Annotated in this window: 23 protein-coding genes; 12 read left to right on the top strand and 11 right to left on the bottom strand. The window is 63.4% G+C overall.

All coding sequences use genetic code 11. The features are described from left to right. The first annotated feature begins 254 nt into the window (after nt 1-254). On the top strand, nt 255-578 hold the full coding sequence (locus V1277_RS17605) for a hypothetical protein (protein WP_334417416.1): 324 nt from the start codon (nt 255-257) through the stop codon (nt 576-578). 71 nt (nt 579-649) lie between these two features. Here V1277_RS17605 and V1277_RS17600 read toward each other — a convergent pair whose 3' ends face one another. Continuing rightward, nucleotides 650-898: a type VI secretion system-associated protein TagO gene (locus V1277_RS17600; RefSeq protein ID WP_334417415.1), complete on the bottom strand. Its 249-nt coding sequence runs from the start codon at nt 896-898 to the stop codon at nt 650-652. A gap of 63 nt (nt 899-961) precedes the next feature. Next, nucleotides 962-1,768, bottom strand: coding sequence for a transglutaminase-like domain-containing protein (locus tag V1277_RS17595; protein ID WP_334417414.1), 807 nt, complete (start codon nt 1,766-1,768; stop codon nt 962-964). 166 nt (nt 1,769-1,934) lie between these two features. On the opposite strand from V1277_RS17595, the gene V1277_RS17590 reads away from it, so the two are divergent. The 4 genes from V1277_RS17590 (at nt 1,935) to V1277_RS17575 (ending at nt 5,761) form a co-directional block, all read left to right on the top strand. After that, the gene (locus V1277_RS17590; RefSeq protein ID WP_334417413.1) at nt 1,935-2,111 is read left to right on the top strand and encodes a hypothetical protein; all 177 of its coding nucleotides are present in this window, start codon (nt 1,935-1,937) and stop codon (nt 2,109-2,111) included. A 126-nt stretch (nt 2,112-2,237) separates the two neighbouring features. After that, nucleotides 2,238-3,713 (top strand): amidase, encoded by a 1,476-nt coding sequence (locus V1277_RS17585; protein ID WP_334417412.1) that lies wholly within the window; start codon nt 2,238-2,240, stop codon nt 3,711-3,713. Nucleotides 3,714-3,806: 93 nt separating this feature from the next. Further along, a complete protein-coding gene (locus V1277_RS17580; RefSeq protein ID WP_334417411.1) occupies nt 3,807-4,259 on the top strand; it encodes a hypothetical protein in 453 nt (150 codons plus the stop codon). Between the two features lie 92 nt (nt 4,260-4,351). Next, nucleotides 4,352-5,761: a hypothetical protein gene (locus V1277_RS17575; RefSeq protein WP_334417410.1), complete on the top strand. Its 1,410-nt coding sequence runs from the start codon at nt 4,352-4,354 to the stop codon at nt 5,759-5,761. A gap of 84 nt (nt 5,762-5,845) precedes the next feature. On the opposite strand, the gene V1277_RS17570 is transcribed toward V1277_RS17575, so the two are convergent. Beyond that, a complete protein-coding gene (locus tag V1277_RS17570) occupies nt 5,846-6,865 on the bottom strand; it encodes a serine hydrolase (RefSeq protein WP_334417409.1) in 1,020 nt (339 codons plus the stop codon). Nucleotides 6,866-7,191: 326 nt separating this feature from the next. On the opposite strand from V1277_RS17570, the gene V1277_RS17565 reads away from it, so the two are divergent. Next, a complete protein-coding gene (locus V1277_RS17565; protein ID WP_334417408.1) occupies nt 7,192-7,926 on the top strand; it encodes a CPBP family intramembrane glutamic endopeptidase in 735 nt (244 codons plus the stop codon). A gap of 73 nt (nt 7,927-7,999) precedes the next feature. Here V1277_RS17565 and V1277_RS17560 read toward each other — a convergent pair whose 3' ends face one another. The 6 genes from V1277_RS17560 to V1277_RS17535 all read right to left on the bottom strand — a co-directional run bounded on the left by V1277_RS17560 (nt 8,000) and on the right by V1277_RS17535 (nt 16,475). Continuing rightward, nucleotides 8,000-9,529, bottom strand: a complete 1,530-nt coding sequence (locus V1277_RS17560; protein ID WP_334417407.1) for an ABC transporter substrate-binding protein — start codon at nt 9,527-9,529, stop codon at nt 8,000-8,002. A gap of 43 nt (nt 9,530-9,572) precedes the next feature. Further along, on the bottom strand, nt 9,573-10,523 hold the full coding sequence (locus tag V1277_RS17555) for an ABC transporter ATP-binding protein (RefSeq protein ID WP_334417406.1): 951 nt from the start codon (nt 10,521-10,523) through the stop codon (nt 9,573-9,575). Continuing rightward, nucleotides 10,520-11,497 (bottom strand): ABC transporter ATP-binding protein, encoded by a 978-nt coding sequence (locus V1277_RS17550; RefSeq protein ID WP_334417405.1) that lies wholly within the window; start codon nt 11,495-11,497, stop codon nt 10,520-10,522. The genes V1277_RS17555 and V1277_RS17550 overlap by 4 nt, the downstream gene beginning before the upstream one ends. After that, nucleotides 11,494-12,375 carry an ABC transporter permease gene (locus V1277_RS17545; protein ID WP_334417404.1) on the bottom strand — a complete coding sequence of 294 codons (882 nt, stop codon included), beginning with the start codon at nt 12,373-12,375 and terminating at the stop codon, nt 11,494-11,496. Before V1277_RS17545 ends, V1277_RS17550 begins: the two co-directional genes overlap by 4 nt. Further along, entirely contained in the window at nt 12,372-13,289 is a 918-nt protein-coding gene (locus V1277_RS17540; RefSeq protein ID WP_065726561.1) for an ABC transporter permease, read from the bottom strand. Before V1277_RS17540 ends, V1277_RS17545 begins: the two co-directional genes overlap by 4 nt. A 204-nt stretch (nt 13,290-13,493) precedes the next feature. Continuing rightward, nucleotides 13,494-16,475, bottom strand: a complete 2,982-nt coding sequence (locus V1277_RS17535) for an AAA family ATPase (protein WP_442894584.1) — start codon at nt 16,473-16,475, stop codon at nt 13,494-13,496. A gap of 499 nt (nt 16,476-16,974) precedes the next feature. Here V1277_RS17535 and V1277_RS17530 point away from each other — a divergent pair, with 499 nt between their 5' ends. After that, a complete protein-coding gene (locus tag V1277_RS17530; RefSeq protein WP_334417403.1) occupies nt 16,975-17,670 on the top strand; it encodes a PEPxxWA-CTERM sorting domain-containing protein in 696 nt (231 codons plus the stop codon). 67 nt (nt 17,671-17,737) lie between these two features. Continuing rightward, nucleotides 17,738-18,487, top strand: coding sequence for a PEPxxWA-CTERM sorting domain-containing protein (locus V1277_RS17525; RefSeq protein ID WP_334417402.1), 750 nt, complete (start codon nt 17,738-17,740; stop codon nt 18,485-18,487). Here V1277_RS17525 and V1277_RS17520 read toward each other — a convergent pair. Then, a complete protein-coding gene (locus V1277_RS17520; protein WP_334417401.1) occupies nt 18,484-19,728 on the bottom strand; it encodes an NAD(P)/FAD-dependent oxidoreductase in 1,245 nt (414 codons plus the stop codon). The genes V1277_RS17525 and V1277_RS17520 overlap by 4 nt on opposite strands. Nucleotides 19,729-19,937: 209 nt before the next feature. Between V1277_RS17520 and V1277_RS17515 the strand changes: the two genes are divergently transcribed. The 4 genes from V1277_RS17515 (at nt 19,938) to V1277_RS17500 (ending at nt 24,354) form a co-directional block, all read left to right on the top strand. Then, nucleotides 19,938-20,228: a hypothetical protein gene (locus tag V1277_RS17515; protein WP_334366310.1), complete on the top strand. Its 291-nt coding sequence runs from the start codon at nt 19,938-19,940 to the stop codon at nt 20,226-20,228. Between the two features lie 133 nt (nt 20,229-20,361). Next, the gene (locus V1277_RS17510; RefSeq protein WP_334417400.1) at nt 20,362-22,095 is read left to right on the top strand and encodes a type I secretion system permease/ATPase; all 1,734 of its coding nucleotides are present in this window, start codon (nt 20,362-20,364) and stop codon (nt 22,093-22,095) included. Continuing rightward, nucleotides 22,092-23,420 (top strand): HlyD family type I secretion periplasmic adaptor subunit, encoded by a 1,329-nt coding sequence (locus V1277_RS17505; protein WP_334417399.1) that lies wholly within the window; start codon nt 22,092-22,094, stop codon nt 23,418-23,420. The genes V1277_RS17510 and V1277_RS17505 overlap by 4 nt, the downstream gene beginning before the upstream one ends. A 13-nt stretch (nt 23,421-23,433) precedes the next feature. Next, nucleotides 23,434-24,354: a hypothetical protein gene (locus V1277_RS17500; protein WP_334417398.1), complete on the top strand. Its 921-nt coding sequence runs from the start codon at nt 23,434-23,436 to the stop codon at nt 24,352-24,354. 47 nt (nt 24,355-24,401) lie between these two features. On the opposite strand, the gene V1277_RS17495 is transcribed toward V1277_RS17500, so the two are convergent. Next, on the bottom strand, nt 24,402-25,340 hold the full coding sequence (locus V1277_RS17495; protein ID WP_334417397.1) for a LysR family transcriptional regulator: 939 nt from the start codon (nt 25,338-25,340) through the stop codon (nt 24,402-24,404). Between the last annotated feature and the right edge of the window lie 105 nt (nt 25,341-25,445).

Genomic DNA, 25,445 nt, shown 5'->3' with positions numbered 1-25,445 from the left:
AATGCGGGTCGCACCGCGCTTTGGAATTTCCCTCGACATCATCATGAAAAGAGCGTCTGCTATACGTATCACCGCCCCTTCATTGGCTGTTATCGGTGACTGAGAGTCTTGTACTCCCGCCACACGACGGGCGGTTAATGTGTCCACCAGCCAACAATTCGATCTGCGAGAGTGGCTGGTACCTCCAATCCTGGTACCAGTTGTTCTTGGTCTCCTGATCGCTGGAGCAGTTATTATCCAGTGGTAACGCCGCAATGACGGAGGACACGCATGACGATGCGCCAGCCGCGGCTTTTGAAACCAGCTTCCACGCAGATCAAATAATCGCGGTGAACGCGAAAGGAATAATGATGAAGAAACCCCTGCTTTCAGTTGAAGAGCCAGAACCGAAGAAGTCAGTGCGGGCCGACAGGCCCCCGACCGAAGGGTTCGCGACGATTGTCGACGGCCATTTCAAGTCGGAGTTTGACGCGATCGAGGCTGCCGAGGTCGCCGGTCGAAAGCTAAAGACCGCTTATCCGATGCTTCAGGTCGAGATCTACGATGCCGCCATGAGGGTGCGTACATTGTTGAGCTAGCAAAGCTGGCTGTCGCGCCGTTATCGCCTGTGCGAAGGAAAAGCCCTCTACCAGCCGGGGCCGCCTCCATCTCAGCAACCGCGGCAGATATTCTTCAGCTTGGCGTTGGTCCTGGCGTCTTCTGCGCTGAAGGGATCTTTGTAGGCGGCTCGCGACGGGTCTTTTTCAGAGACTACGGATTTTTCCATTTTCGGAGGATACGTGGCGTCATAGCACGACAGGCGCGCATTGGCGTTTTCGATCGCGCGGCACTCTGGCGCTGCGGCAAGAGCGCCCGACGCAAATGCGCATAGTGCCAGCACAGCGAGAGTCGTTTTCATCCGAGTTTCCTTTCCCGATTGGTCGCAGTTCAAATCAAGCAGGTCGATGCGCGGCGACCGTCGTCACGCAACCTCGTCGGTCCAGACCTTGAAGCCGACCAATGTGTTCGGCCCAAAAGTCTGGGTGATCGGCACGTCGGAAGCGTCGCGGCCCTGCGCAATCAGGATGCGACCGATCCTTGGCACGTTGTTGCGCGGATCGAAAGTACGCCAGCGCCCACCGACATAGGCTTCGAACCAGCCGGCGAAATCGCCTGCAGCCCATGGCTTTGGCGTGCCGATGTCGCTGAGATAGCCCGTGCAATAGCGCGCGGGAATGTTCATGCAGCGGCAGAACGCAACGGCAAGATGGGCGTAGTCGCGGCAGACGCCCTTGCCTTCCTGGTAAGCCTCCCACGCCGTCTTGCTGGCGCGAGCATACTCATATCCGAAGGCGATGTGATGATGGACGAAATCGCAGATCGCCTGAACTCGCGCCCAGCCCGGCGCCGTTTTCTCGAACAATTGCCAGGCGATTTCCGAAAGCCGGTCGGTCTCGCAATAGCGGCTGCCGAGCAGATAGACCAAAGTGTCCGCGGGCAGATCCTCGATCGCGTGCTGAACGGCGGAAGTAAACACCGGATCTGGCAGACCGCTGTCGCGAACGACGCCGTCGGCCGCAAGACGCACGCGGCCGGCGGGCGCAACCATGCGGCTGCACCAATTGCCAAACATGTCGCGGTAGGGGGTGATCTCAACGACTGGATCGGTGGTGAGGAAATCCGGCACGATGACGTCGGACGCACGGGTGAAGTGCGTGCCCAGCACCATGATCATCGGCGTCGGCTGCGGGAAATCGTAGATCATTTCGAATCCGACGCGAATCTTCACTCGAAAGCCCCTTCCGGCAGCTGCCTGCTCGAAGTGGCTACGAAGCCAGCGAATACAAGGCGTTGACTGGCTTATTCGACCAAATGCGGCGGGCGCCAAGGAAACCGATATGCGCTGAGATTGTCGACCTCACCCGGCTCTCGGGAGAGGCGAGCCGAACAAACAGATGTTCGGCCGCAACAGTCTTGAACGCGTGCCACGCACGCCGGCAGATCCGCGCGAGAAACAGTTCGCGCGGCTGCAGGACCGGATCGACGCATGCGTGTCCCGCAAATTCCTGGCCCGAGAGTTTGAAGGCACTCCTCCCGGCATCATCGTGCGCAGCATAGATTTCCATTCCTGAAGACGCAGCCGCTCATCGGCCAGCGGGAAGATCACATTGAACCTATCTGCGGGCCGGTGAAAAACAGTTCCGCCTTTCCCCAATCATGTTCTAATGTCCGAGCTATTTTCCGAGGGGACCGATTGCATGAATTTGCCGATGAACTGGGACGAGTGGGCGCAGCACGACGGCGTCGCACTGGCCGCGCGTGTCGCAAAGGGCGAGCTGACGGCCAAAGAATTGGCGGCGCAGGCCGCCGCCGGCATCGCGAAGGTCAACCCCGCGCTGTCGGCTGTCGTCGAAGTGTTCGAGGATGCGGTCGCCGATCCCGCGACCGACGGCACCAATCTCGACGGCCCGTTTGCCGGACTACCGTTCCTGATGAAGGACCTCGGTCCGACATTGAAGGGCCGGCTGCAGGAAATGGGCTCGCTGTTCATGCGCGGCAATCGTGCCACCGCCGACACGTTCCTGACCAGAAAGATGCGCGCGGCCGGGCTCAATTTGATCGGACGCACCACCACGCCGGAATTCGGCGTCTGCAGCTCGGCCGACAATCCCGCCGTCTACGTTACCCGCAACCCCTGGAACACCGACTACACCACCTGCGGATCGTCGGCCGGCAGCGCTGCGATGGTCGCCGCCGGCGCGGTGCCGATCGCGCATGCGACCGATGGCGGCGGCTCGATCCGGATTCCCGCCGGCGTCAACGGCAATATCGGGCTGAAAGTCTCGCGCGGCGTGTTCTCGCTGTCGCCGCACCTCTCCGATTTGAGCGGGCTGGTCTCGATTCAAGGCTGCCAGTCGCGCACGGTGCGCGATACCGCGGCCTTCGTCGATGCCTGCCGCGGTCCGGCGCCGGGCGAATTCATGCCGTTCTGGAGTCCGCCGGAGCCGTATACGCGGATGATCACACATGATCCTGCCCGGCTGAAAATCGCGCTGTCGTACCAGTGGGGTGATTATCGTGCGACGCCGCATATCGCAGCCGAGCTGCAGAAGGCTGGACGCTTTCTCGAGGGCCTCGGCCATCACGTCGATTACGCCCTGCCCGATCTGGACTATGGCGAAGCCTTCGCGGCGCAGACCACCTGCTACATCTCCAATTTTGCCGTCGTGATCTCCAACATGCTGGCCGCGCGCGGCCTCGAACAGCCGCCGGAGGATCTGATCGAGCCGATCAACATCCGGATCTGGGAGCATGGCCGGCACACGTCCTACGCCGACCGAGCGCGCATGCAGGCAGTGTTCAACACGACCTCGCGCGGCTTCGGCGCGTTCTTCGAGGACTGGGATATTATACTAACGCCGATCACCGCGCTGCCGACGCCGAAGGTCGGCACGACCGAGTATCTCACGATCAGCGACAATCCCGACGTGCTGGACTGGTTCGGTAACCTCTGGCGCAACTTTGCGTTTACCCCGCTCGCCAATCTCTGCGGCATCCCGGCGATCTCGCTGCCGCTCGCCACCCACGAGCACGGCCTGCCGCTCGGCATCCAGGCCATCGCCAAGCAAGCCAATGACGGGCTGTTGCTGCAGCTCGCGGCGCAGATCGAGCGCGCGATCGACGGCAAGTGGAACGCGGGGCAAAGGCCTGGCGCGCATGTGACGAGGGACTGAACGGCGCGCCAATCAAGCAATAGCATCTTGATACGATTTGATTGAGGTAGCGCGAGATGGGAGCACCGTCGCTCGGGCAAGCAGGAGGGCTTGATGCTGATCGACTGGAACGAACTAGAGCTTGCGGTCGAGTTCGTCAGTAGCGGGCCGATGGGCATACACGAGGCCGTCCTCTGCCGGAAGACCGGCAAATTTCTTTGGCATACCGAACTGTTCGACGATGCCGACGATTGGCCTGAGGATGCCGATGACGAGGAAAAGTATCTCTCGATCCCTCACAAGAAGGAACTCGATCTCGGCAAGGCGCTGGTGTTCGAGTTCGCGAGGCAATTTCTCCCGGAACAATACGATGAAATCCGGCGGATGTTCAGCAAGCGGGGCGCCTATGAGCGTTTCAAGGGTCTGCTGCAGCGAAGAAAAGCGCTCGACCGATGGTTCGAATTTGAGAACAGGGCCACGGAAACCGCACTGAGGGAATGGTGTGACGCCAATGGGCTTACGATCCGGAAAAGAGCCCCACCGGCGCAAGAGCCGGAGCAGCGTTGACCTGGCCTGTTGATTTTCCTGCCAACGAATTGCAGCCTGCCTTCGGTACGATAGAGTACGGCTCGGATAGAAACGGACGGTGGAGCCGGAACATGGCACGCAAGCATTTGCTTGAAGGGCTGATGGAATGGATGACCCGCGAGGAATGGCGCGACCGGTTTGAGGTGGTCCTCGAATATCATGTACTGCCCGCTTGCGACGACACCGACCTCGAGCCGGACGAGATCGTCTCGATCCTCGGCGAGGACATGTTCATGCGCACCGTCTGGGGCTCCGCCTTCGAGGATATGCTGACGCGGGAGTTCGAGGACGGCAGCAACATCGTCGATGACTATCTAAAGCACCGGGGATCGAAAGAACCGGCATCCACTCGTGCCTATCTCACCGCACTGCGGAATTCGGTGATGAGCCTCTATGAAGTGAGCGACGTCGTGCTCGATAAATCGTTCCGTGCGCGCGACCTCGTGCGCGGCGGCGAGCCGGTCCTGATCAGCGAGCGGTTGGCAACCCGCTTCCTCAAACAATGGGACCGCTTCGCGGGGCGTGTCATTCAGGAGGGCGGGCGGACGCAGATCAGCGGAGTCGTATTGCCCTACGAGCATCAGTCGTCGGAAGAGCTCATCGACGGCCTTCGCAGACTGGGGAAACTCACCAAGAAGGATAAGCAGGCGCTTGCCAGGTCGATCGGAGAGGAATTCGACGCGGCTGTGATCGCCAGCCTTTCCGAAACCGAAATGCTGCGTGCGACCAGCCCGACCTTCACCAGCATGTGGCTGGTTGACGCGATTGATCAGGCTCAGCGCGACCTTCCCGAGTTGCGGAATTTCGATGGCGATAAACTGCTGCTGTGCACGGTTGGCTATCCGCTTGCCAAGGGCACGACGGAGGATGAGATCCGCAGGGTGCTGAATTCGTGCGCGGACCTGCGATCGATCACCGCAACGCAATGGAATTGGATTGGCGGGAAGAAGCGCGGCAGGTCGTCGGCCGCCCGGACCCGATCGTCGGGACCCCTGACCGTCGAAACGACGCTCGATGACGGCGCGCTCTCGCTCGGCCATCTGGAGTTGGACGGCAGAACGCTGCTGCTGTCGGTCAATTCCCAGGAACGTTCGGAACGGGGACGCGCGTTGTTGTCGGCGGTGCTAGGCAAGCGCATCGGACAACCTTCGATCGAGGCCACGACCGTCGAGCAAGCGATCGCGTTAGACGATGCCGATGAACCCGAAGAACTCGATCTTTCGGACGAAGAGCACCGCGCTATCATCCACGAGACCATGGACCGGCACTATCGCGAGACGCTCGATCAGCCCGTCCCGGCGCTCGGAAACAAGTCGCCACGCGCGGCGGTCAAAACCAAAAGCGGACAGGCCAAGGTCGTCGACTGGCTCAAGATGATGGAAAACCGGACCGCGAAGGCCGGCGAATCCAACCCCGCGATGGCGAGTTACAGCTTCGACTGGATGTGGGCGGAATTGGGGGTCGCCGAGCTGAGAAGATAGCGGCAGAACCCGCGCATCAATGGAAGTCGCTACCGCCTGGCAAGGGCGTCACTCCAACTGCTTGAGCTGAAAGCTCGGCGCCATCTACATTCGTGATAGTGCCGGAAGGATACGGTAGCGAGCCATTTCTGTCGGAAAGTTGGCGCGGTTGGCGAGCAGGAGCACGCCGACCTTTCGCGCGGGGACCAGCCCCATATAGGCCGATGCGTTGTTGAGACCGCCCGGCTTGTCGACGATGCTTACCCCATCGACGTCGACATTCTCCCAGGCCATCGCCTGTCCGAACATCTCGCTCACACGGAACATCTCGCGCTGCGTCATCTGCAAGGCTTCGCGCAACTGCGGATCGATCGCTCTGCCGTCGACACAGGCAGCAAGGAAGATCGCCAGATCCCGCGCCGACGAGAACATCTGTCCGGTCCCGGCGAAATGGTAATAGCTCTGCTGGTTGCCCGGCGGCCCGATTGGCGTTCCGTCATCGGAATAGCCCTGGACGGCGCGCTGCATGAACTCCGGACTCATGATGGCGCGATTGTCCGGCCCGCGGTCCGGAAGCAGCGTGGAGTTCATGCCGAGAGGCTTCAGGATGCGGGTTTCGACGAGCTCCTTGATTGGAAGCCCATACCGACGCTCGAGCGCGAGCTGCAACAGCACATAGCCGGCGTGCGTGTAGACGCGCTGCCTGCCCGGCTGCTCGCCGGCATGGGGAGTCCAGGCGTTGAGTATGTCGAGAAACTCGGCCAACGAGTACGTCTCGTTGGGCCAGGGCGGGTGATCCGTTGCCAGCAGCAGGCCAGACGTATGGCTTGCAAGCTCGCCGATCGTGACCCGACGAATATAATCCCCCCGCAATTCGGTGACGTATTTCTCGATGGGATCGTCCAACCTCAATTCGCCACGAAGCGCTCCGAGCGCCACCAGCGTAGCTTCAAACACCTTGCGCATGGACGCGATATTGAACAGCGTGTCCGACGTAATTGTCGTTTTCTTCGCTTGATCCGCGAAGCCGTAATTGAAAAATTCCACACGGCCTGCGATGTAAACTGCGGATGCGGCCCCGCCCGGATGACCAGCCGTCACTTCGGGGGCGAGGTTGCCTGCCACGATGTCTCGAACCCGCGATTCCATATCAGTGTCGGCAAGGCCAACTAGCGCCGAACCGGGCAGACAGGCAAGCAGAAAGGTCAAGCCTGCAGCGCGACACCACCATCTGATCGAAGCCGTTGCCATTTGGATATGTACCGCGAAATCGCCAGCCGCTGCTGTCAGCCGGGCGATGCGGGGATTGATGGAAACAACATGACAGGTCCGCGCGGTAGTGGTGATCCCCGGGTTATGTTTCCAGCCGAAACGCGCTGTTCCTGCAATCGCTCCCCAAGGACACGGTCATTTGATGCAGCGGCCTCCGCAGTTTCGAAATCGCGTGATGCATGATGACAACTGAAGCGCCGACCGCCGTCCCACAGCGTATCGGGCTTGCATTGTCGCTGACGTTGTTCGGCATTCCGGCGCTTTGGCTCGCGGCCGCGACTAGCTTAATTATACCGTCGCTGACGCAAATTGGATGGGCGCCGCAGACCGCATGGTTCCTTGCCGGCTCTGTGGTATTCGTGCCGCTTCTCGTGGCGGCACTCGCAGGCGCCTGGGTTGCATTGCCTGCGCCCTCGGTGCCGAAGGTTCTGGAGCATTTGCGGGTGAACCGCATGACCTCCGCTGACTGGCGGCTGGCGGGCGCAGTGTTCTTCTTCATCGCCATCTCGACGGCGGCCCTGTATTTCGTCAATGCCAGCGCGTGGCCGCAGTTGCCTTCGCATCCGCCGTTCCTAACCGCCACGACTCTCAAGCCGGCGCAGTATCATATTCTTCTGCTCTGGCTTCCGTTCTTCGCCGTCAACATCATCGGCGAGGAACTCTGGTGGCGCGGTTTCATCCAGCCGCGGCAGGAGCCGGTCTTTGGCCGCTCCACCTGGATCGTCCAGGGCGCGTTGCACGCAGGCTTTCATTTCAGCTTCGGCCCGGGACTGGTGTTCGTCCTGCTGCCCACCGTCTTTGCGCTGCCCTGGGCCGTGCAGCGTTCAAGGAACACCACCGTAGGCATCGTCCTGCACGCTGCCGTCAACGGACCTGCGTTCGTTGCAGTCAGTCTGGGCGTGGTGCCCGCTTGATGATGTCGAGTGGGATGGCTCATCGTCATCCCGCTCCATCGCTGCTTTCTCCGGACAAACCGGTGCGCCGGCTCTACTTCCACTTCGCCAGATAGAACCGCGGCAGCTCGTCCGGGTACGGCGTGAAGTCGAGCTGCTTGGAGTGGCCGTAGGTCGTCACATAGGTGTGCAGCGGCGCCCAGTAGGCCTGCTCGGTGATCTTCTTGATCGCCGCCGAATAGGCCTCCTTGCGCACCTCCGGGTTGATGGTCGATCCGCCCTGTAACAGCAGCTTCGTCACCTCGGGATCGCGCGCGTAGTCGTCGGCGCCGCCGTCGAAGTAGTTCGGCAGAATGGCCGAGACGTCGTTGATCGAATAGCTGCCCCAGCTTCCGAGATACATCCTGAGTTCGCCGGCCTTGGCGCGCTGGATCAGCGCCGCGGTCTGGAGCTGGTTGAGCTTGGCGCGGATGCCGACCGCATGCAGGTAGTTCTGCACGGATGATCCCCATTGCGGCAGCACATAGCTTGCAAGCTCCACATCAAAACCGTCGGGATAACCGGCTTCAGTGAGAAGCTGCTTGGCCTTCGCGGGATTGTAATCGTAAGCCACCGCGGCTTCGGCATCGCAGCCGAACTGCGACGGGAAGCATGGCGCCGCCGGGACGCGGCTGCCGCCGGTGACGAGCTTGTCGGCGATCGCCTTGCGGTCGATCGCATGCCAGATCGCCTGACGCACCTTGAGCTTGGTCAGGGGATTGTCGGCGCCGGTGCGGCCGCCCGCATCCATCGAGAGAAAGCCGATCCGCATCGATTCCTTGCGCACCGCCTGCAGATGCGGCATCCGGTTCACGGGCTCGAGCTGGTCCGGGTTCATGTTCCAGATCCAGTCGGCGCGGCCGGCGAGCAATTCCGTCATCTCGGTGCCGGCATCCGGCACGAAACGCACGCTCATCTTCTTGATCGCGGGCTTACCCTTGGGGCTGCCGGCCCAGTAGTCCTCGAAGCGCTCGAAGTCGATGGAGACGCCTGGCTCGACCTTCGTCACCTTGTAGGGACCCGCGCCGACCGGCGCCTTGGCGTAACCTTCCGCGCCGACCTTCTCGCGATAGGCCTTGGGATAGATCGGCAGCACCAGCGCGAAATATTCCAGCGCCGCCGGGTTCGGCCGCTTCAGCTTGACGCGCACCGAAAGGTCACCGGTCTTCTCCGCCTTGTCGATCCAGTTGTAGTTCGACGGGGTCGAGACGCGGCTCGCCGGATCGGCGACGATGTTGATGGTGTAAACGACGTCGTCGGCCGTCAACGCGCTGCCGTCATGAAACTTGACGCCGGGCCTTAAGCTGAACTCGATCGTGGTCGGATCCGGCAGCTTCCATTCGGTTGCGAGCAGCGGCTCCAGCTTGAAGGTGTCGGGATTGCGGTAGACCAGCGCGTCCCAGCCCTGGTGATGCATCACCACGCCGGTGCGCAAATTGTTATAGAAGGGATCGATGTTGGGCAGCGCGTCGCGCATCACGATCCGCAGCGTGTCGGCGGATTTCTGCGCGGAAGCGGGCAATGCAGCGACACCCGATAGAACCGCCGCCAGAATTGCAACGCCGAGCTTTTTTTGCATACGCATATCGCTCTCCATTTTTTCTATTACAGACGGCGCAAAACACGCCCTATGCCAAGTGACATTCTACCATCCCCCGGGGCGCGCGGACCATGGGCTTTGGCGCCTCATGGCGGCAGCGTTCGACCGCGATGCGGCAGCGCGGGTTGAACCGGCAGCCCGGCGGAATATTGGACGGATCCGGCATGGCGTCGCCGAGACCGATGTCCGGCACGCCCTTGCCCGGCTCCGGCGTCAGCACGCTTTCCAGGAGCGCCTGGGTGTAGGGGTGGCGGGGCTTGCGAAACAGCGCGTCGGTTTCGTTCCGCTCGACGAACCGGCCGAGATACATCACCGCGACTTCGCTCGCGACATGCTCGACGACGGCGAGATTGTGGCTGATGAAAAGGTAAGTCAGCCCGAGATCGCGGCGCAGGTCGGCCAAGAGATTGAGGATCTGCGCCTGCACCGAGACGTCGAGCGCGCTGGTCGGCTCGTCGCAGATCACGATCCGCGGCTCCAGCACCAATGCGCGGGCAATCGCTGCGCGCTGGCGCTGCCCGCCGGAAAGTTGCGCCGGCATGCGCTCGCCCATCGCGGCCGACAGGCCGACGCGCTCGAGAATGCCGCCGACCCGGCGCTCGATCTCGCTGCGCGAGAACGTGCCTTGGGCGGCAAGCGGCAGCGCGACGATATCCTTGATCCGCCGGCGCGGGTTGAGCGAGGCGAACGGATCCTGGAACACCGGCTGGATCAGCCGGGCACGCGCCTTGCGGTCGAGGTCGAACAGGCGCTTGCCATCGACCAGCACGCTTCCCCCCGTCGGCTTGAGCAGCCCGAGGATCAGGCGCGCCAGCGTGGATTTGCCGCAGCCGGACTCGCCGACGATGCCGAGCACGCTGCCAGCCGGCACACTGAAGGTGACATCGTCGACCGCGACCACGCGCTTTTCCGCCGACATCAGCCCGGTGTGGACGCGGAATTCGCACCGCAGGTTCTCGACCTCGATCGCGGCGGTCATGCGGGTTGTAGCTCCGCCCAGTCCGGCTCGAGCCGGCAAAGATAATCGTGCGCATCGCCCGCCTGACGCCGCGGTATCGCGCGCGCGCAGGTTTCGTCGGCGTGGGCGCAGCGCGAGCGAAAGGCGCAGCCGGCAAAGCCGGGCCCGATCGCCGGCACGACGCCGGGGATCGAGCCGAGCGGCCGATCGCGCTGCACGCGGCCGGGCACCGGCACGCAGGAGAGGAGACCGCGTGTGTAAGGGTGTTGCGGCGCGCGGAACAGGTCCGCGGTCGGCGCGCGCTCGACCACCTCGCCGGCATACATCACCGACACGTGGTCGGCGACACGCGCGACGATGCCGAGGTCATGGGTGATCAGCAGGATCGAGAGGCCGAGCTCGCGCTTGAGATTGGCGAGCAGCCGCAGGATCTGCGCCTGCACGGTGACGTCGAGCGCGGTGGTCGGCTCGTCGGCGATCAACAGTTCCGGATCGCACATCAGCGCCATTGCGATCATGACGCGCTGGCGCAGGCCGCCGGAGAGCTGGTGCGGAAACTGGCCGAGCCGCATGCCGGGTGCGGTGATGCCGACGCGGCCCATCAGTTCGGCGGCGCGGTCGAGGGCCGCTGCGCGCGAGCCGCCCTTGTGGCGCGTCATCACCTCCGCCATCTGCGAACCGATGGTGAAGGCCGGATTGAGGCTGGTCATCGGCTCCTGAAAGATCATCGCCATGCGGTTGCCGCGCAGGCGCGCCATCTCGCGGTCCGACAGCGATGTGAGGTCGGTACCGGCAAAACGCATGCGTTTCGCCGAACGCTGGCCGCCGCGAGCGAGCAGGCTCATCACCGCCAGCGCGGTCACCGACTTGCCGCAGCCGGACTCGCCGACCAGGCAATGGGTCTCGCCCCTCTCGACCCCGAACGAGGCGCCGCGCACCGCCGCGGTGCGGCCGAACGTTACCTGAAGCTCCTCCACGTCCAAGAGCGCGCTCATCGCAGCCGCTCCGCGCCGAGCAGATTGCGCAGTCCGTCGCCGACCAGATTGATGCCGAGTACCAGAACCGCCAGGGCTACGCCGGGGATCATGATCACCCAGGGTGAAAAGAACATGTAGTCCTTGCCCTCGGCGATCATCAGCCCCCATGACGGCAGCGGCGGCGGCACGCCCAGCCCCAGGAACGACAGGGCGGCCTCGAGCAGGATGGCCAGCGCCATCTCCAGCGTTGCCACCACGGCAAGGTGGCTCGCGATGTTCGGCAAAATCTCCTTGATCAGGATGTGCGGCATCGAGGCGCCGGCGCACCAGGCCGCGCTGACATAGTCGTGGTTGCGAACCTGCATGGTGGTCGCGCGCGCGACGACCGCGAAGCGGTCCCATAACAACAGCCCGAGGGTGGCGACGACGAGCCCGAGGCCCGATCCCATCAGCCCGACCACCGCAAGCGCGACCAGCACGACAGGGATCGACAATCGCGTCGTGATGGCGAACAGCACGAAATCGTCGACGCGGCCGCCGAAAAACCCGCCGAGCACGCCGAGCGTGATGCCGATCAGCCCCGACGTGATCACCGTCATGATGCCGATCAGGAGCGAAATGCGCGCGCCATAGACCAGCCGCGCGAGATAGTCCCGGCCGAGTTGGTCGGTGCCGAGCAGGTGCTCAGCCTGGCTGCCCTCCATCCAGAACGGCGGCTTGAGGCGATTGCCGAGGTCCTGGGTGAACGGATCCTGCGGCACCAGCGCATTGCCGACGAGCGCCGCCGCCAGAACCAGCCCGACGATGGCAATCCCGATCGCAAGGCCGGCGGTGCCGATGCGCGAGCTACCTATGCTCGTAGGCTGCGGCGCCTGAATGGCAATCGGTTCGCTCATCCGGTCCTCAGCCTCGGATCAAGCAGCGCATTGAGGATGTCGGCCAGGAGCGTGAGGCCGATATAGAATACGGCCAGCACCAGCACCACCGCCTGCACGACAGGGAAATCGTTCTTGGCGATGCTCTCCCAGCCGAGATAGCCGACGCCATGCAGCGCGAACACCGTCTCGATAACAATGGAGCCGCCCAGCATGAAGCCGAGCTGGACCGCGGCGATCGACACCACGGGAATGGCGGCGTTGCGCAGCGCGTGCTTGAAGATGATGCGCGCCCGCGACAGGCCTTTGGCGCGCGCGGTGCGGATATAGTCCGAAGCCATCGCCTCGATCATCCCGGAGCGCGTCAGCCGCGTCAGCGCCGGGATCGCGGTAAAGGCGAGCACGATGCCGGGCATCACGAAATGCTGCCAGGTACCGGTGCCTGAGATGGGCAGGATGCCGAGCTGCAGGCCGAGCACAATCATCAGGATCAGCGCCAGCCAGAAGCTCGGCACTGCCTGCCCGACCATCGTGAACAGGGTGACGCCGCGGTCGATCCAGGTGTTTTCGCGCAGCGCCGCCAGGATGCCGAGCGGCAGCGAGATAATCAAGGCGAGGCTCAGGCCCACCAGGCCGAGCGTCAGCGTGATCGGCAGGCGCTTCTGGATCAGGTTCGCCACGCTGTCCTTGAAGAAATAGCTCTGGCCGAAGTCGCCGACCATGGCGCGGCCGGTCCAGGCGAAGAACTGGACATAGAGCGGGCGGTCGAGGCCGTAGGCCTTGCGGATGATTTCGACGTCGGCCTGCGTCGCCTGCGGACCCGCGATCGACACCGCGAGGTCGCCGGACAGCCGCGTCAGCAGGAATGCAAGCGTCATGACGGTCAGCGCGACCAGCACACCGAGAGCAAGACGCCGGGCAATCAGACGCAACATCAACAAACTCCAGCGCCGACCGGCGCGCAGGCACATTTCCGGGTCGGCGAAGCAAGGGCAAGTGTCACCAAACTGTCGTCCCATGCAAGGGACGATTGCAACGATTTCCCAACGCGACGCCTGCCTGTTGCGACGATGCAATGTGTGTGCCATTGCAGGCTGCAATCATGCGACAAGCATCTAGCGGGCCGCAATTGTTCCAGCTTATGGGCGAGATTCAGGCCGTTCGAACTGGGTCGAAGGCATGCGGCGGGCTTCCGCGATCCTTCGCGGTGCGCGTGCCTTTCTGAAGCCGACCAGCGCCGCTGCAAGATGGGCGCGTGCGGCTCTTCTATCGGGTTTGCGCGCGAACAGTGCGGCGAGGTCGGCCCGGGTTCTGGCGGTCTCGAACGCGGCGCCGCAGCGTTCGAATGCCGACAAAGCGCGCAAAAGTCGCGCCTCGGCTTCGCCAAAATCGTTGTGGGCGATATCAATGCGCCCGAGCGCCCGCAGCGCCAGACCGGAGCTGAAGGTGAATCCGTCGGACTGGTCCAGTTCCAGCGCCCGCAATGCCGTCTCGCGGGCGGGGGCGGGGTCGCCGGCAAGAAGCTGGGCTTCGCTCAGGAAGGCGAGAGAACGGACCTCGCCGCTGCGAACCGGGCTCCTGCGGAGTTGAACCACGACCTCGCTGAGGATCTTGATAGCGGTTTTCGCATCGCCCTTCTCCACATAGGCAAGGCCCATCGATCCCCTGACGAGGTTTGAGACCATCGGATCGCGCGAAAGCTGGAGGCTCTGCTCCGCCGCTTCGATCGCGGCCTCGTAGTCGCCGCGCAAGGCCAGCGCCCAGGCGATGACGGAGCCGGCCAGTGCGACGATCCGCGGCCAGCCGATGGCACGGCCGATGACCTGTTCTTGCCGCGCCGCATCAAGCGCCGTCGCGAGATCGCCTGCCACCACGCTGTTGAGCGCGAGGTCATGATAGACCAAGCCAAGCCACTGCGGTTCGCGGGTCGTCTCCAACAGCGAAATCGCCCTGCTCGCATGGGCGGTGCCGTCCTGGGGATGACCGGTTTCGTAGGCGATGAGAGATAGCGCGTGCAACGCCTTGCCGATCGCGTCCGAATTTCCGGCGCGCTCGGCCTCGCTGAGCGCCCGTTCGCTGGCCTCCTTTCCTTCCGCATAGCGGCCCAGATAGAAGCAGGTCAGCCCGACGCGGAAATGATATTCCGATGTCAGAAGCGGATCGACCACCCGCGCGACATGGTCCGCGTGGGTCTGCAGAATTTCCCAGATCTCGCGCTGGCGGCCGAGCATCGAGAGCACGAAGGTCTGACGCAAGGCAAGATCGAGCTTTTGATGGTCGCGCTCCGGCGCCGGGAGCGATTCGGCCACATCAGCCGCCTGCTGGAACGCGCGCAAGGCGTCATCGAGGGCGTATCGCCGGCCCGCCAGGTCGGCGAACTGAATCAGGCAGGGTATGGCGCGGCGCGCATCGCCGGCCTGCACATAATGATGGCCGAGCTGGTCCGCGATCTCCTCGCTATCGCCGCGGTGCAGCTCCTCGATGGCCTCGCCCACAGCCGCATGCAGCAAACGGCGCTGCTGCGGCATCAGTTGCTCGTAGGCGACGCGGCGTATCCAGTCGTGACAGAAGTCAACCCGCTCGCCCTCGGTGGTCAAGATGTGGCGACGCACCAATTGCTCGACGGCGATCGCCGCGTCCACCTCAGCGACCTTTCCGGCGCGGGCCAGCAGCGAGAAGGTAAAGTCGCGGCCGATCGCCGCCGCCACCGGCACCAGGCGCCTCGGCAATTCGGGCAGGCGTTCCAGGCGGGCCGTCACGAACTCGCGTATCAGGCTCGGCTCGCCTTGCCGTATGGCAGGGCGCTCATGGTCCAGCGACCGCACGGATTCGACGATGATGAACGGGTTGCCCTCGCTCGCCACCCAGATGTCCTGCGCGGCTTTTGCAGATTGCGGGCCGCGGCGGCCGGCCGGCAACAGTGCCTGGACCAGGGTCGCGGCGTCGGCTTGAGAGAGCGCGCCCAGCGGGACTTCGTCCAGTCGTCCGTCGCTCCGAAGCTCCTTGAGCGATTGCGCCAGCACCGGCACATCGATCAGCTCCTCGGGCCGCATGCTGCCCACGACGAGGATCGGCAGACGATCGATGCGCCGGCCAAAAAACGCGAGGAAGCGCGCGCTCAGGCCATCGCACCAGTGCAGGTCCTCGAGAATGAAAACGGTCGGCTGCCCCGACGCCAGCTCCACGAGGAGCTGGGCAAGCGCGTCGAACAGCAAGGAATATTGCTCCGGCGCGGTGACCGGCTGGCTTGCGGACTGCCGCAGCTCGGGAAAGACGCGGACGAGCTGGGCATTGGCCGCGGCGCCGAGGCGATCGCGGACCGCGGCATCGAGAACGGTGCCGCTTTCGCGCAACGCATCGATCCAGGCATGCAGCGGGAGGATCTGCTCGGTCTCATGGCAACGTCCAATCAGGACGCGGACGCCCGATGGAACGTTGCCGATGAATTCGCGCAGCAGCCGGCTTTTGCCGATGCCCGCCTCGCCGCGCAACAACACGACGCGGCCGCCGGTATCGAGCATGTTGGTCAAGGCGACGTTGAGATGGCCCAGCTCGAACTCGCGGCCGACCATCTGGACTTCGTCGGCCCGCGCGTTGACGACTCGCGGCGAAAGCGAAGCAGGTCGCCGCTGACGGTCGGGACCGGGCCCGGCGCTGCGCAGAATGTCGCGGTAGACCTGCTGCGTCTCTTCCTCGGGCTCGACGCCGAGCTCGCGCTCAAACCAATCGATGCACTGCTGATACTGCTTCAGCGCCGCCGCGCGTTGCCCCTGCCCGAGCAACAGCCGCATCAACGTCCGCTGCATCCGCTCCTGCGACGGATCGATGGCGAGCAGACGCCGCGCCGTCTGAATGGCAGCCTCGGGCGTCTTGGACGCCTGCCGGTCAACGAGCTTCGCCAGCGCCTCGACCGCAAGAGTATTCAGCCGGTCGCGCTCAAAACTGCGCCATTCATCGAATTCGGGCTCGTCCAGATTGAGGCCCGCCAGGAACTCGCCCCTGCATAGTTCTGCGATCCACTCCAACCCGTCCGTTGTCTGGTCGGCAAGCGCTGCTTCCAGGAGCGCGACGTCCACCACCACTGCCTCGGGGTCGAGCGCAATCGCGCCATTTCGTGTCATCAGCAGCGGCTCGCCACCGGTCAACCGGCGGATGCTGACCAGGGCCTGCCGGAAACTCTGCCGGGCCAGGGTTTCCGAGCTATCGCCCCAGAACATCGCGGTGAGCTTTTCACGCGCATGAAAGCGACCGGCCGGAACGGCAAGGTAAGCGAGCAGGGCCTGTGATTTTTTCGTCGGCAAGGAGCGGGCGCCATGCCCGCTCAGTCGGACTGACCAGCCACCGAGGAGATCGATATGGAGTTTGGTCCCGCCGCCGGGTCCGGACTGAGACATTGCTAATCGACTTCCAAAATTAATTCCGAACCGAAAATTGCAGCGGCACCTTAATGTTCTTGGTTTGATCTTTAATCAGCAGATCTGCGCGCCAGTCGCAGTTCCCGATGAGATCGTAAAATTACCCTTAAGCCGGGGCCAGCGATTTTTCACATCGTTTTGACGCCCACCTGCTGCACTCGCTCCAAGACATTGGACAAGCACTCAATATTAGAAGGAGGTTGCTATGCGATCGAGAATTCCTCGCGCTATTACGTCGTTGGTTTTGCCGATGGGCGTCGTGGCTTTGCTGGCCGTTCCAGTTCAAGTTTCGGCTGCTACGATAACAGGTCTTTTTAATACCGGTGTTGATGGTAGCGGAAATGCCCTGGACAATGACGGATTGGCCGATTTCAATTATTTCATTACCGCCAGCAATAACGGCGCGCCGATCAATACACCGGCCGTGACTTATACCAACCCAGCCTACGTCCCCAATGATGCGAATTCGCGCTGGATTTCGACCGGCCCTAGCGGGGCGCCCGGAAATGGTACCGTGGATTTCACGCTCACATTCGATCTGACTGGGCTTAATGCTGCCACGGCTCAGATTTCCGGGTCGTGGGGAGCCGACAATTTCGGCACCATTTTCCTGAACGGCGTCAACACGGGGATTACAACCGGCACCTTTGGTTTCCTCAGCTTCCTCAGCCCGTTTGCGATCAATTCGTGGTTCGTAAGCGGGACCAACACCCTCACATTTCAAATACTGGATCTCGACCTACCCCTGGCGTTCCGCGTGGACAATATTTCGGGAACGGCTGACGTGTTGACCGCAGCCGTCCCCGAACCCTCGACCTGGGCCATGATGCTGCTCGGCTTCGCCGGGGTTGGCTTCATCGCCTATCGCCGGAAGTCAAAGCCGGCATCGGTCGCTGCCTGATCACGCTTCGTCGGTTCGAAGCCACCTTCGGACCCGTGAACACCTCAGACGGCGATCGACATCGTCAATGGAAATCGACATGCGAAAATTTGCACTGATCGTTCTGTCTGGGCTGACTGTTTGCCTCGCGGGCATGGCTTCTGCGGGAGCCGCAATAGTCACCGTGACCTACAACGGCACCGTCGCGAGCGGGAGCGATCCCGTCAACTTCTTTCGCGCCGGCGACAATTTCGTCAGCGCCGCCTATCAAGCCGTGTATGTGTTCGATACCAGCCTTGGCGAAACCTTCAACTCGCCGACCTCGAATTATGCGCTGGGAGGGAATTTCTTCGGCTCGCCGTCACCCGCGCTCAGCGCGACCCTCACGATCAACAATGTGAGCCTCACCTTTACCCCCAATCAACACGGGTTCATTCGGGGTATCAGCAATACAGCCAGTCTGATCCAGCACGAGGCCAAGCGGCTCTCTTCGGACGAACCGCTCAGCGGATACGTGAACCTGATCCATAGGCTATTTCGTTTCAACGACAATCTTTATCCGGCGTCCCTTACCGGGCCTTTCAGCCACACGGTCGATTTCAGGGACGACATTTTTGCCATTGTGGAAATAGAGTACCGTAATCCCGCCAATGGGCTGTACACCGCGTTCGTCCACGCGAATTTCGCGCCTACGAGCGTCACCATCAGCAGCGGCGTGCCGGAGCCTGCAACATGGGCCATGATGATCTTAGGCTTTGCTGCAGTCGGCTTCATCGCGTATCGCCGGAAAGGCAAAGCCGGCGGTGGCCGCGGCCTGATCGGGCATCCATCAGTTTAAATGTAGCGCGCCGGCGCGAACGGCGTCACGTCGTAAGGCGCGGGCGCACCGCCGATCATGGCCGCGACGGCGGCGCCGGTTGCGGGACCCGTCGTGAAGCCGATGTGCTGGTTGCCAAAGGCAAGCCACAGGCCGGCATGCCGCGGCGCTGGTCCGATCATCGGCAGGCTGTCGGGCAGTGTCGGCCGTGAGCCGCGCCATGCATCGCCGACGGCGTCGCCGAATTCCACGACGCCGCGCGCAAGCGGAACCACCTGATCGAGTTGGGCGAACGAGGACGGCGCATCGCGGTCGGTCAGTTCGACGCCCGAGGTGACGCGGATGCCCTGCTCCATCGGCGTCATGATGAAGCCGCCGTCGATGTCGTAGATCGGACGCCGCAACGAACGCGCCGGGTTCGGCTTGAATTCGCGGTGGTAGCCGCGCTCAAAGGCGAGCGGCACGCGATAGCCGAGCGGCCGCAACATATCGGCAGACCAGGGTCCCAGCGCGACCACCACATGCCGCCCCGAAATCTCGCCATCGGCCAGCACCACGCGCCAGCCATCGCCGCCGGGTACGATCGCCTTGACGTCCGCCTGCCTCACCTGGCCACCAGCGTTCGCGAACATCCGCGCATAGGCCTTGACCACCTCGCCGGGCGAATCGACCGAGGCGGTCTGGGTGTGCAGCAGGCCCACTCTATAAACGGGCACAATATCCGGCTCGAGCGCGGAGATGGCCTGGCGGTCGAGCCATTCGCTGGCGATGCCGTATTCGGCCAGCATGGCCTGCTCCTGCTTCGCCGCGAGAACCGCATCGCTGCGCCACGCCCTGAGCCAGCCGGTCTCGCGAATGCGATGTCCCGCTCCCGCCTGCACGATCCATTGTCGATGCAGTTTCGCCGATGCACCGATCAAGCCATGCAGCGCAGTCGCGCGCGGCTCAAGTCGCGACGCGGCCGAACTGGCCAAAAAGCGCGCGACCCAGCCCGCGTTCTTCACCGCCCAAAGCGGATTCCAACGCAGTGCCGCATGGCGGTTGGTCAGGTATTTCGGCAGCGACGTCCACAGCGATGGATTGTTGAGCGGCGTGATCGAGCCGCTGCTGATGATGCCGGCATTGCCGTATGAGGTCTCGCTGCCCGGCTCGCGCCGATCGACGAGTACGACCGACATCCCGCGCTGCCGCGCGGCAAAGGCCGTCGATACCCCGACGATGCCCGCGCCGAGCACCACGACATCCGCTTTATCTTCCGGCATCGACTTTCCAAACACCTTCCCAGGGAGATCTTACAAAGGAGACTTCGCATCATGATCGGACCACCGCCGACCGGCAACAGCGCAAAGTTCCCTTCCCAACAAATCATCACCAAAACGCCGCATGTGAGTCTGCAACCTTTCTGATGCCCGTGGCTTCTTGCACCGCGACGTTCGTCGCATTCCAGCCAACCTTCATAGGAGTTGACTATATGGCTGCACTACTCGGAAACCTGCTTGGTACCGTCGATGGCCTGCTTGGAACCGCCACCGGTGTACTTGGCGGCGCAAGCGCCAGCGGCAGCGCTTCTGCCAGCGCCAGCGGAACGGCGGACCTGTCGAATGTGCTCGATCTCGGCGCAGTAGTTGAGACCAACCCGAGCATCGACCTCTCGGCCGGGCTCAATGGTGTCGACGCCTCGGTTTCCGCACCGACTTTGATCGGCGCCAGCGCCGATGTCGGCCATCTCGATGTCGGTGGCCTTCTCCACGGCCTCGCCTAACTCCAGTTGAGTTCGGACATTTCAAAACTGCGCGGCGTGGGGAGCGCATCCCCACGCCACGTCTCCAATAATCATATGCGCTGCACGAATAGATCGCACGGCGCCACATCAACTCGCTTAAGGTGATTGCCGAATGCCGGCAGGCACGCTGACCACCCTTGACGACTCCGTCGCGCCGGCGCGACGGATCGATGACGTTCGCCAGGCGCTGGTCGCGCTATGGCCGCAATTCCTCTGGGCCGGGCTGTTCTCCAGCGCCATCAACCTGCTCTATCTGAGTTCGCCGCTCTATTTGATGCAGGTCTACAACCGCGTGCTGCTCAACGAGAACGTCTCCACGCTCGTCCTCCTCACCCTGATCCTGGCGATCGCGCTGCTCACCATGGCGGCGCTGGATGCGGTACGCTCGTACATCCTGATCCGCTGCGGCATCCGCCTCGACATGGAATTGTCAGCGCGCGTGTTCGAGGCGCTGGTGGTGCGCTCGGCGCAGCGCGGCGCCTCGCGCGGCGCGCAGCAATTGCGCAATCTCGATCAGTTCCGCACCTTCGTGACCGGCCCCGGCATCTACTTCGCGTTCGACCTGCCGTGGATCCCGATCTATCTGATGCTGCTGTTCTTCATCCATCCGCTGCTCGGCATCGTCGCGACCATCGGCGCGGTTCTCCTGCTTGGCCTCGCCGGTCTCAACGAGGTGATGACCCGCGAGCCGATGAAGGAGGCGGAGGCCGCCGGCAACCAGTCCTATGTGTTCACCGAAAACATCCTGCGCCACGCCGACGTGATCCGCGCGATGGGCATGCAGCCGGCGGTGGAGCGCAACTGGCAGAGCCAGCGCTCGTCGATGCTGGTGCAGCAGGCGCTTGCCAGCGACAAGAACGCGGTGATGACCTCCTCCATCCGCTTCTTCCGACTGCTGTTGCAATCGCTGATGCTCGGCACCGGCGCCTGGCTTGCCATCGACCATGCGATCACGCCGGCGACCATCTTCGCCGCCAGCATCGTGATGGGCCGGGCGCTGGTCCCGGTGGAACAGGCGGTCGGCACCTGGAAGCAGTTCATCGGCGCCCGCGAGGCCTATGCGGAAGTGCGCGAGCTGCTCGGCGAGATCGACCTGACGCCGCCGCACACCATCGTGCCGCGGGCGCGCAACACCATCGAAGTGCGCGAACTGCGCTGCCTGCTGCCGGCGCGCAAGGAGCCCGTCATCAGGGACCTGACCTTCGAGCTTGGCGGCGGCCAGGCGCTCGGCATCGTCGGCCCGAGCGGCTCCGGCAAGAGCACACTGGCTCGCCTTCTGGTCGGCGCCATCCTACCTGCCGATGGACGGCTGCGCTTCGGCGGGCTCGACTACAGCCACTGGGACCCGCTCGAATTCGGCCGCCATGTCGGCTATTTGCCGCAGGACGTCGGCCTGTTCGCCGGCACCGTGCGCGAGAACATTGCCCGCTTCGGCGATGCTTCGACGGACGAGATCATCGACGCCGCCAAGCGCGCCGGCATTCACGAGATGGTGCTCGACCTGCCGAAGCAATACGACACCCGACTGGGTCCCGGCGGCGTCGGCCTGTCCGGCGGACAGCGCCAGCGGCTGGCGCTGGCGCGGGCGCTGCTCGGCCGCCCGCCGCTGCTCGTGCTCGACGAGCCCAATGCCAATCTCGACGCTCCGGGCGAAGAGGCGCTGAAGGTGGCACTGCTGCAGGCCAAGAGCGAAGGCGCCACCATCATCGTGATCACCCACCGCACCACCATTCTCGACATCGTCGACGTCATGATGGTGCTGCGGGGCGGCATGCTCGACATGCTAGGTCCCCCGGGCGAGGTCTACCACGCGCTCCAGCAGGCCGCCACGGGGCGCGCGTCATGACGGCGATCAACGACGGCTTCACCCCTATGCGCGACCGTGCGCGCTACGCACGCCCCTCGCGGCCGGCGCTGCTGGGTGCCGGCGTGGTGGCGGCGTTCCTTGCCGCGATGACGATGTGGGGAACGCTCGCGCCGATTTCCGGCGCAGCCATCGCCAACGGCAACCTCCAGGTCGAGGGGCGGCGGCAGAGCGTGCAGCACCCCTATGGCGGCGTCGTGCGCCAACTCACCGTGCGCGACGGCGCGCGCGTCGAAAAAGGTCAGCTCCTGATCCGGCTCGACGACAGCGACCCGCGCGCCAAGCTCGATGTGCTCACGGCCGATCGCGACGCCGCGCTGGCCGCGCGCGCACGGCTGGTCGCCGAACGCGACCGAAAAGATGCGCCGGAATTCGACGAACATCTCCTCGCGCGCAGCGAACTATCCGCGGCCCGCCAGGCCATGGCCAACGAGACCGCGATGATGGCGGCGCGAAAGCACCAGTTCGCCGCCGAGACGGCAGTGCTGCGCGGCAAGATCAAGGAGCTCGAAGCGCAGATCGCGGGCACGCAGGCGCAGCTTGCCGGCACCGAGAAACAGCGGGAACTGCTGACCGACGAGATGAATGGCGCGCAACATCTGTTCGCGCAGGGCTATACGCCAAAGACCCGCATCCTTGCTTTGCAGCGCGAGGACGCCCGGCTGAAGGCCGATATTGGCGCGCAGCAGGCCAGCATCGCCGGCATGCAGCAGCAGATCGCGCAGAACGACCTCGAGATCGCCAGAGTGGAACGCGCGCGGATGAGCGAGATCACCGACCAGTTGCGCGGGACCGAAAACAAGCTCGCGGAACTGACGCCCAAGATCGACGCCGCCACGGACGTGATGGTCCGCACGCGGATTACGGCGCCGGCGACCGGCTCGGTGGTCGGCCTCGACGTCTTTACCGAGGGCGGCGTGATCCAACCCGGCGCGCGGCTGATGGACATCGTGCCCACCGACAATCCGCTGATCGCCGCCGCAAGACTGAAGCTCTCTGATATCAACGACGTCGCCGTCGGCCACCGTGCCGAGGTGCAGCTCACCGGCATCAACTATATCGAGCGTCCCCGGCTTTACGGCACCGTGCACACGGTTTCCGCCGACCGCCTGACCGATGACAAATCCGGGCAAGGCTACTACGCCGTCGAGGTCGCGCTCGATCCCGACGACGTCAAGAAGTCGCGCATCGACCTGCAGGCCGGCATGCCGGCCGAGGTGATCGTGCCGACGCGTCCGCGCACCCTGTTCGAATATCTGCTCGGGCCGCTGCGCGACGAGATCACCCGCGCGTTCCGCGAGCGCTGAAGAGGAGATGGCCATGGCCGACGCCGTCAAGAACGCCCGCCGCTCCGACGAAGCTGAGCGCAGCCGTCATCTCGCGGCAACCGAATCGGTTGCTTTCGCCACCATGCTGCTCGGCCTGCTCAACGACGCCGACACCGCGCTGCACCGCCTGGAGCACGAGCCGGCACGCGCGGCGGAGCCGGCTGCCCTGCACCCGCCTCCTGTGGCGATTGTCCCGGCCGCACTGCAGCCGGCCGATCCCGCACCCGGCCATGACGACCAGCATGCCGGCACGATCGAATCTCCGGCAGCCGACCTCTCGCCTGTGGTGCATGCCGACGCCACGGCAACGAACACGCCGCAGGATACGGCCGCGACGCTCGCCGAAGCTCCATCAGGCGAAATGCTCGCCACGCAGGCTTTTACCTCGACGCCCGTGCTGTCGAATTTCGGCGCAGCGCTGGATCACGCGCCATCGGCGGGCGCGAGTAGCTCGCCCGGCAGCAGCATTACGTCACCATCATTCGATCCTGGTGCGTCCGTTCACAACCTTGCAGACAGCCTCACCGGCGTCGTCGACACCGCGCTTGCGACGGTATCGAGTACGATCGCAAGCGTGAGTTCTACCGTCGGGCAATTGACGACGACGGTGACCGGCACCGCGAGCCATCTCCTCGACGGCTTGACCGGCACGCTGACCGGCCTGCTCCAGGACGCGCCGGCCCCCGGCCTGATCGAGCCGCTGACGACGAACCTTTCCGGCCCGACATCCAGCGCAACGGATTTCTCCGGCGCCGCGCAGCACGACATACCGCTGCTCGACACTGCAGGCGCGATACCGACGTCGCTGCTGCATCCGATCCCGCTGCAGCTCGGCTTTCTCGGCCAGCCGACAATGGACGGCCATGAGCCGCATGACGGCGCATTCTCGGCGCTGGGGATCCATCATTTCTGAGAGCCAGGTGAACCGGAGGGCCTGCCCGCTGAGCCCGTTGGTCGCGCCTACCCAACTTTCATTTGCGTGGCCGGAGTCCGGTCAACCTCGGTAGCAACGTCGGTAATGATCTCGCGCAACCAGACAAGGGCGGGATCCAGGTGAAAGGACGCCGGCCACTGTAGGGCTTCTCGGAATGCGGGGATGCGGACCGGCGCACGCAGCAGCTTCAGCGGAAAGTTTCGCGCGAAAATTACAGCGAGGCGATGATGCATTGTCGCGATGCGGTCCGTTCCGATCACCATGGCAGCCATCGCGGTAAAGTTCGGGGCAATGACCTCGATGCGGCGTTTATAACCTAACTGGACGAGGGCGCGTTCATCGAAGGATACGCCGTGAATGGGCCCGAGCTGAGCGGTTATGTGTCCAAGCTGAAGATAGCGGCCAAGCGAGATCGAGTGCCCGATCTGGCGGCTTCCGCGCCAGGCGACGCAGCAGAATTCGTCCGCAAACAAATGCTGGCTGGGATGGCCATCAATGAGATTTGTATCGGGGATCACGACGAAATCGACTTCCCCTCGCTGAAGCTGGTCATCGACCCGATCACCGAAGGGAAGAATTTCAAGGCAAACCCGCGGTGCGGCACGATAGACGCGCTTCATGACGGCGTGCATCAATACGATGCTCGCATAGTCCGAAACGACCAGCCGGAAACGCCGCTCAGAACTCGCCGGGTCGAATTTCGGCGGCGAGATCAGATTGGCCCGGATTCGCAGCAATATGTCCCGCGTTGGCCTTTCCAGCGACTGCGCCAGCGGCGTCGGCACCAGCTTTCGCTGTGAAATCGTGAAAATCTCGTCGTTGAAATACTGACGCAATCTGCCAACAGCGGCGCTCATCGCCGGCTGGCTGAGATGAAGGCGTCGACTGGCTCCCATAACGCTGCGCTCTTCAAGGATCGCATCAAGCGCGATCAGGAGATTGAGGTCGAGGCCTTCGAACCGCATCGTCTTACATCCATAGTTCAAATATCACAGATCAATATAATCGATTTTTCAAATTTAAAAGTCCCGTGTACTCAAGACGCAATCAAGAAATAAGTCGTGCATTGG

It is taken from the genome of Bradyrhizobium sp. AZCC 1588 (assembly GCF_036924735.1).
In the GTDB taxonomy this organism is placed as follows: domain Bacteria; phylum Pseudomonadota; class Alphaproteobacteria; order Rhizobiales; family Xanthobacteraceae; genus Bradyrhizobium.
The sequence above is the reverse complement of the archived record's forward strand: the minus strand, read 5'-3'. Positions and strand labels throughout refer to the sequence as shown.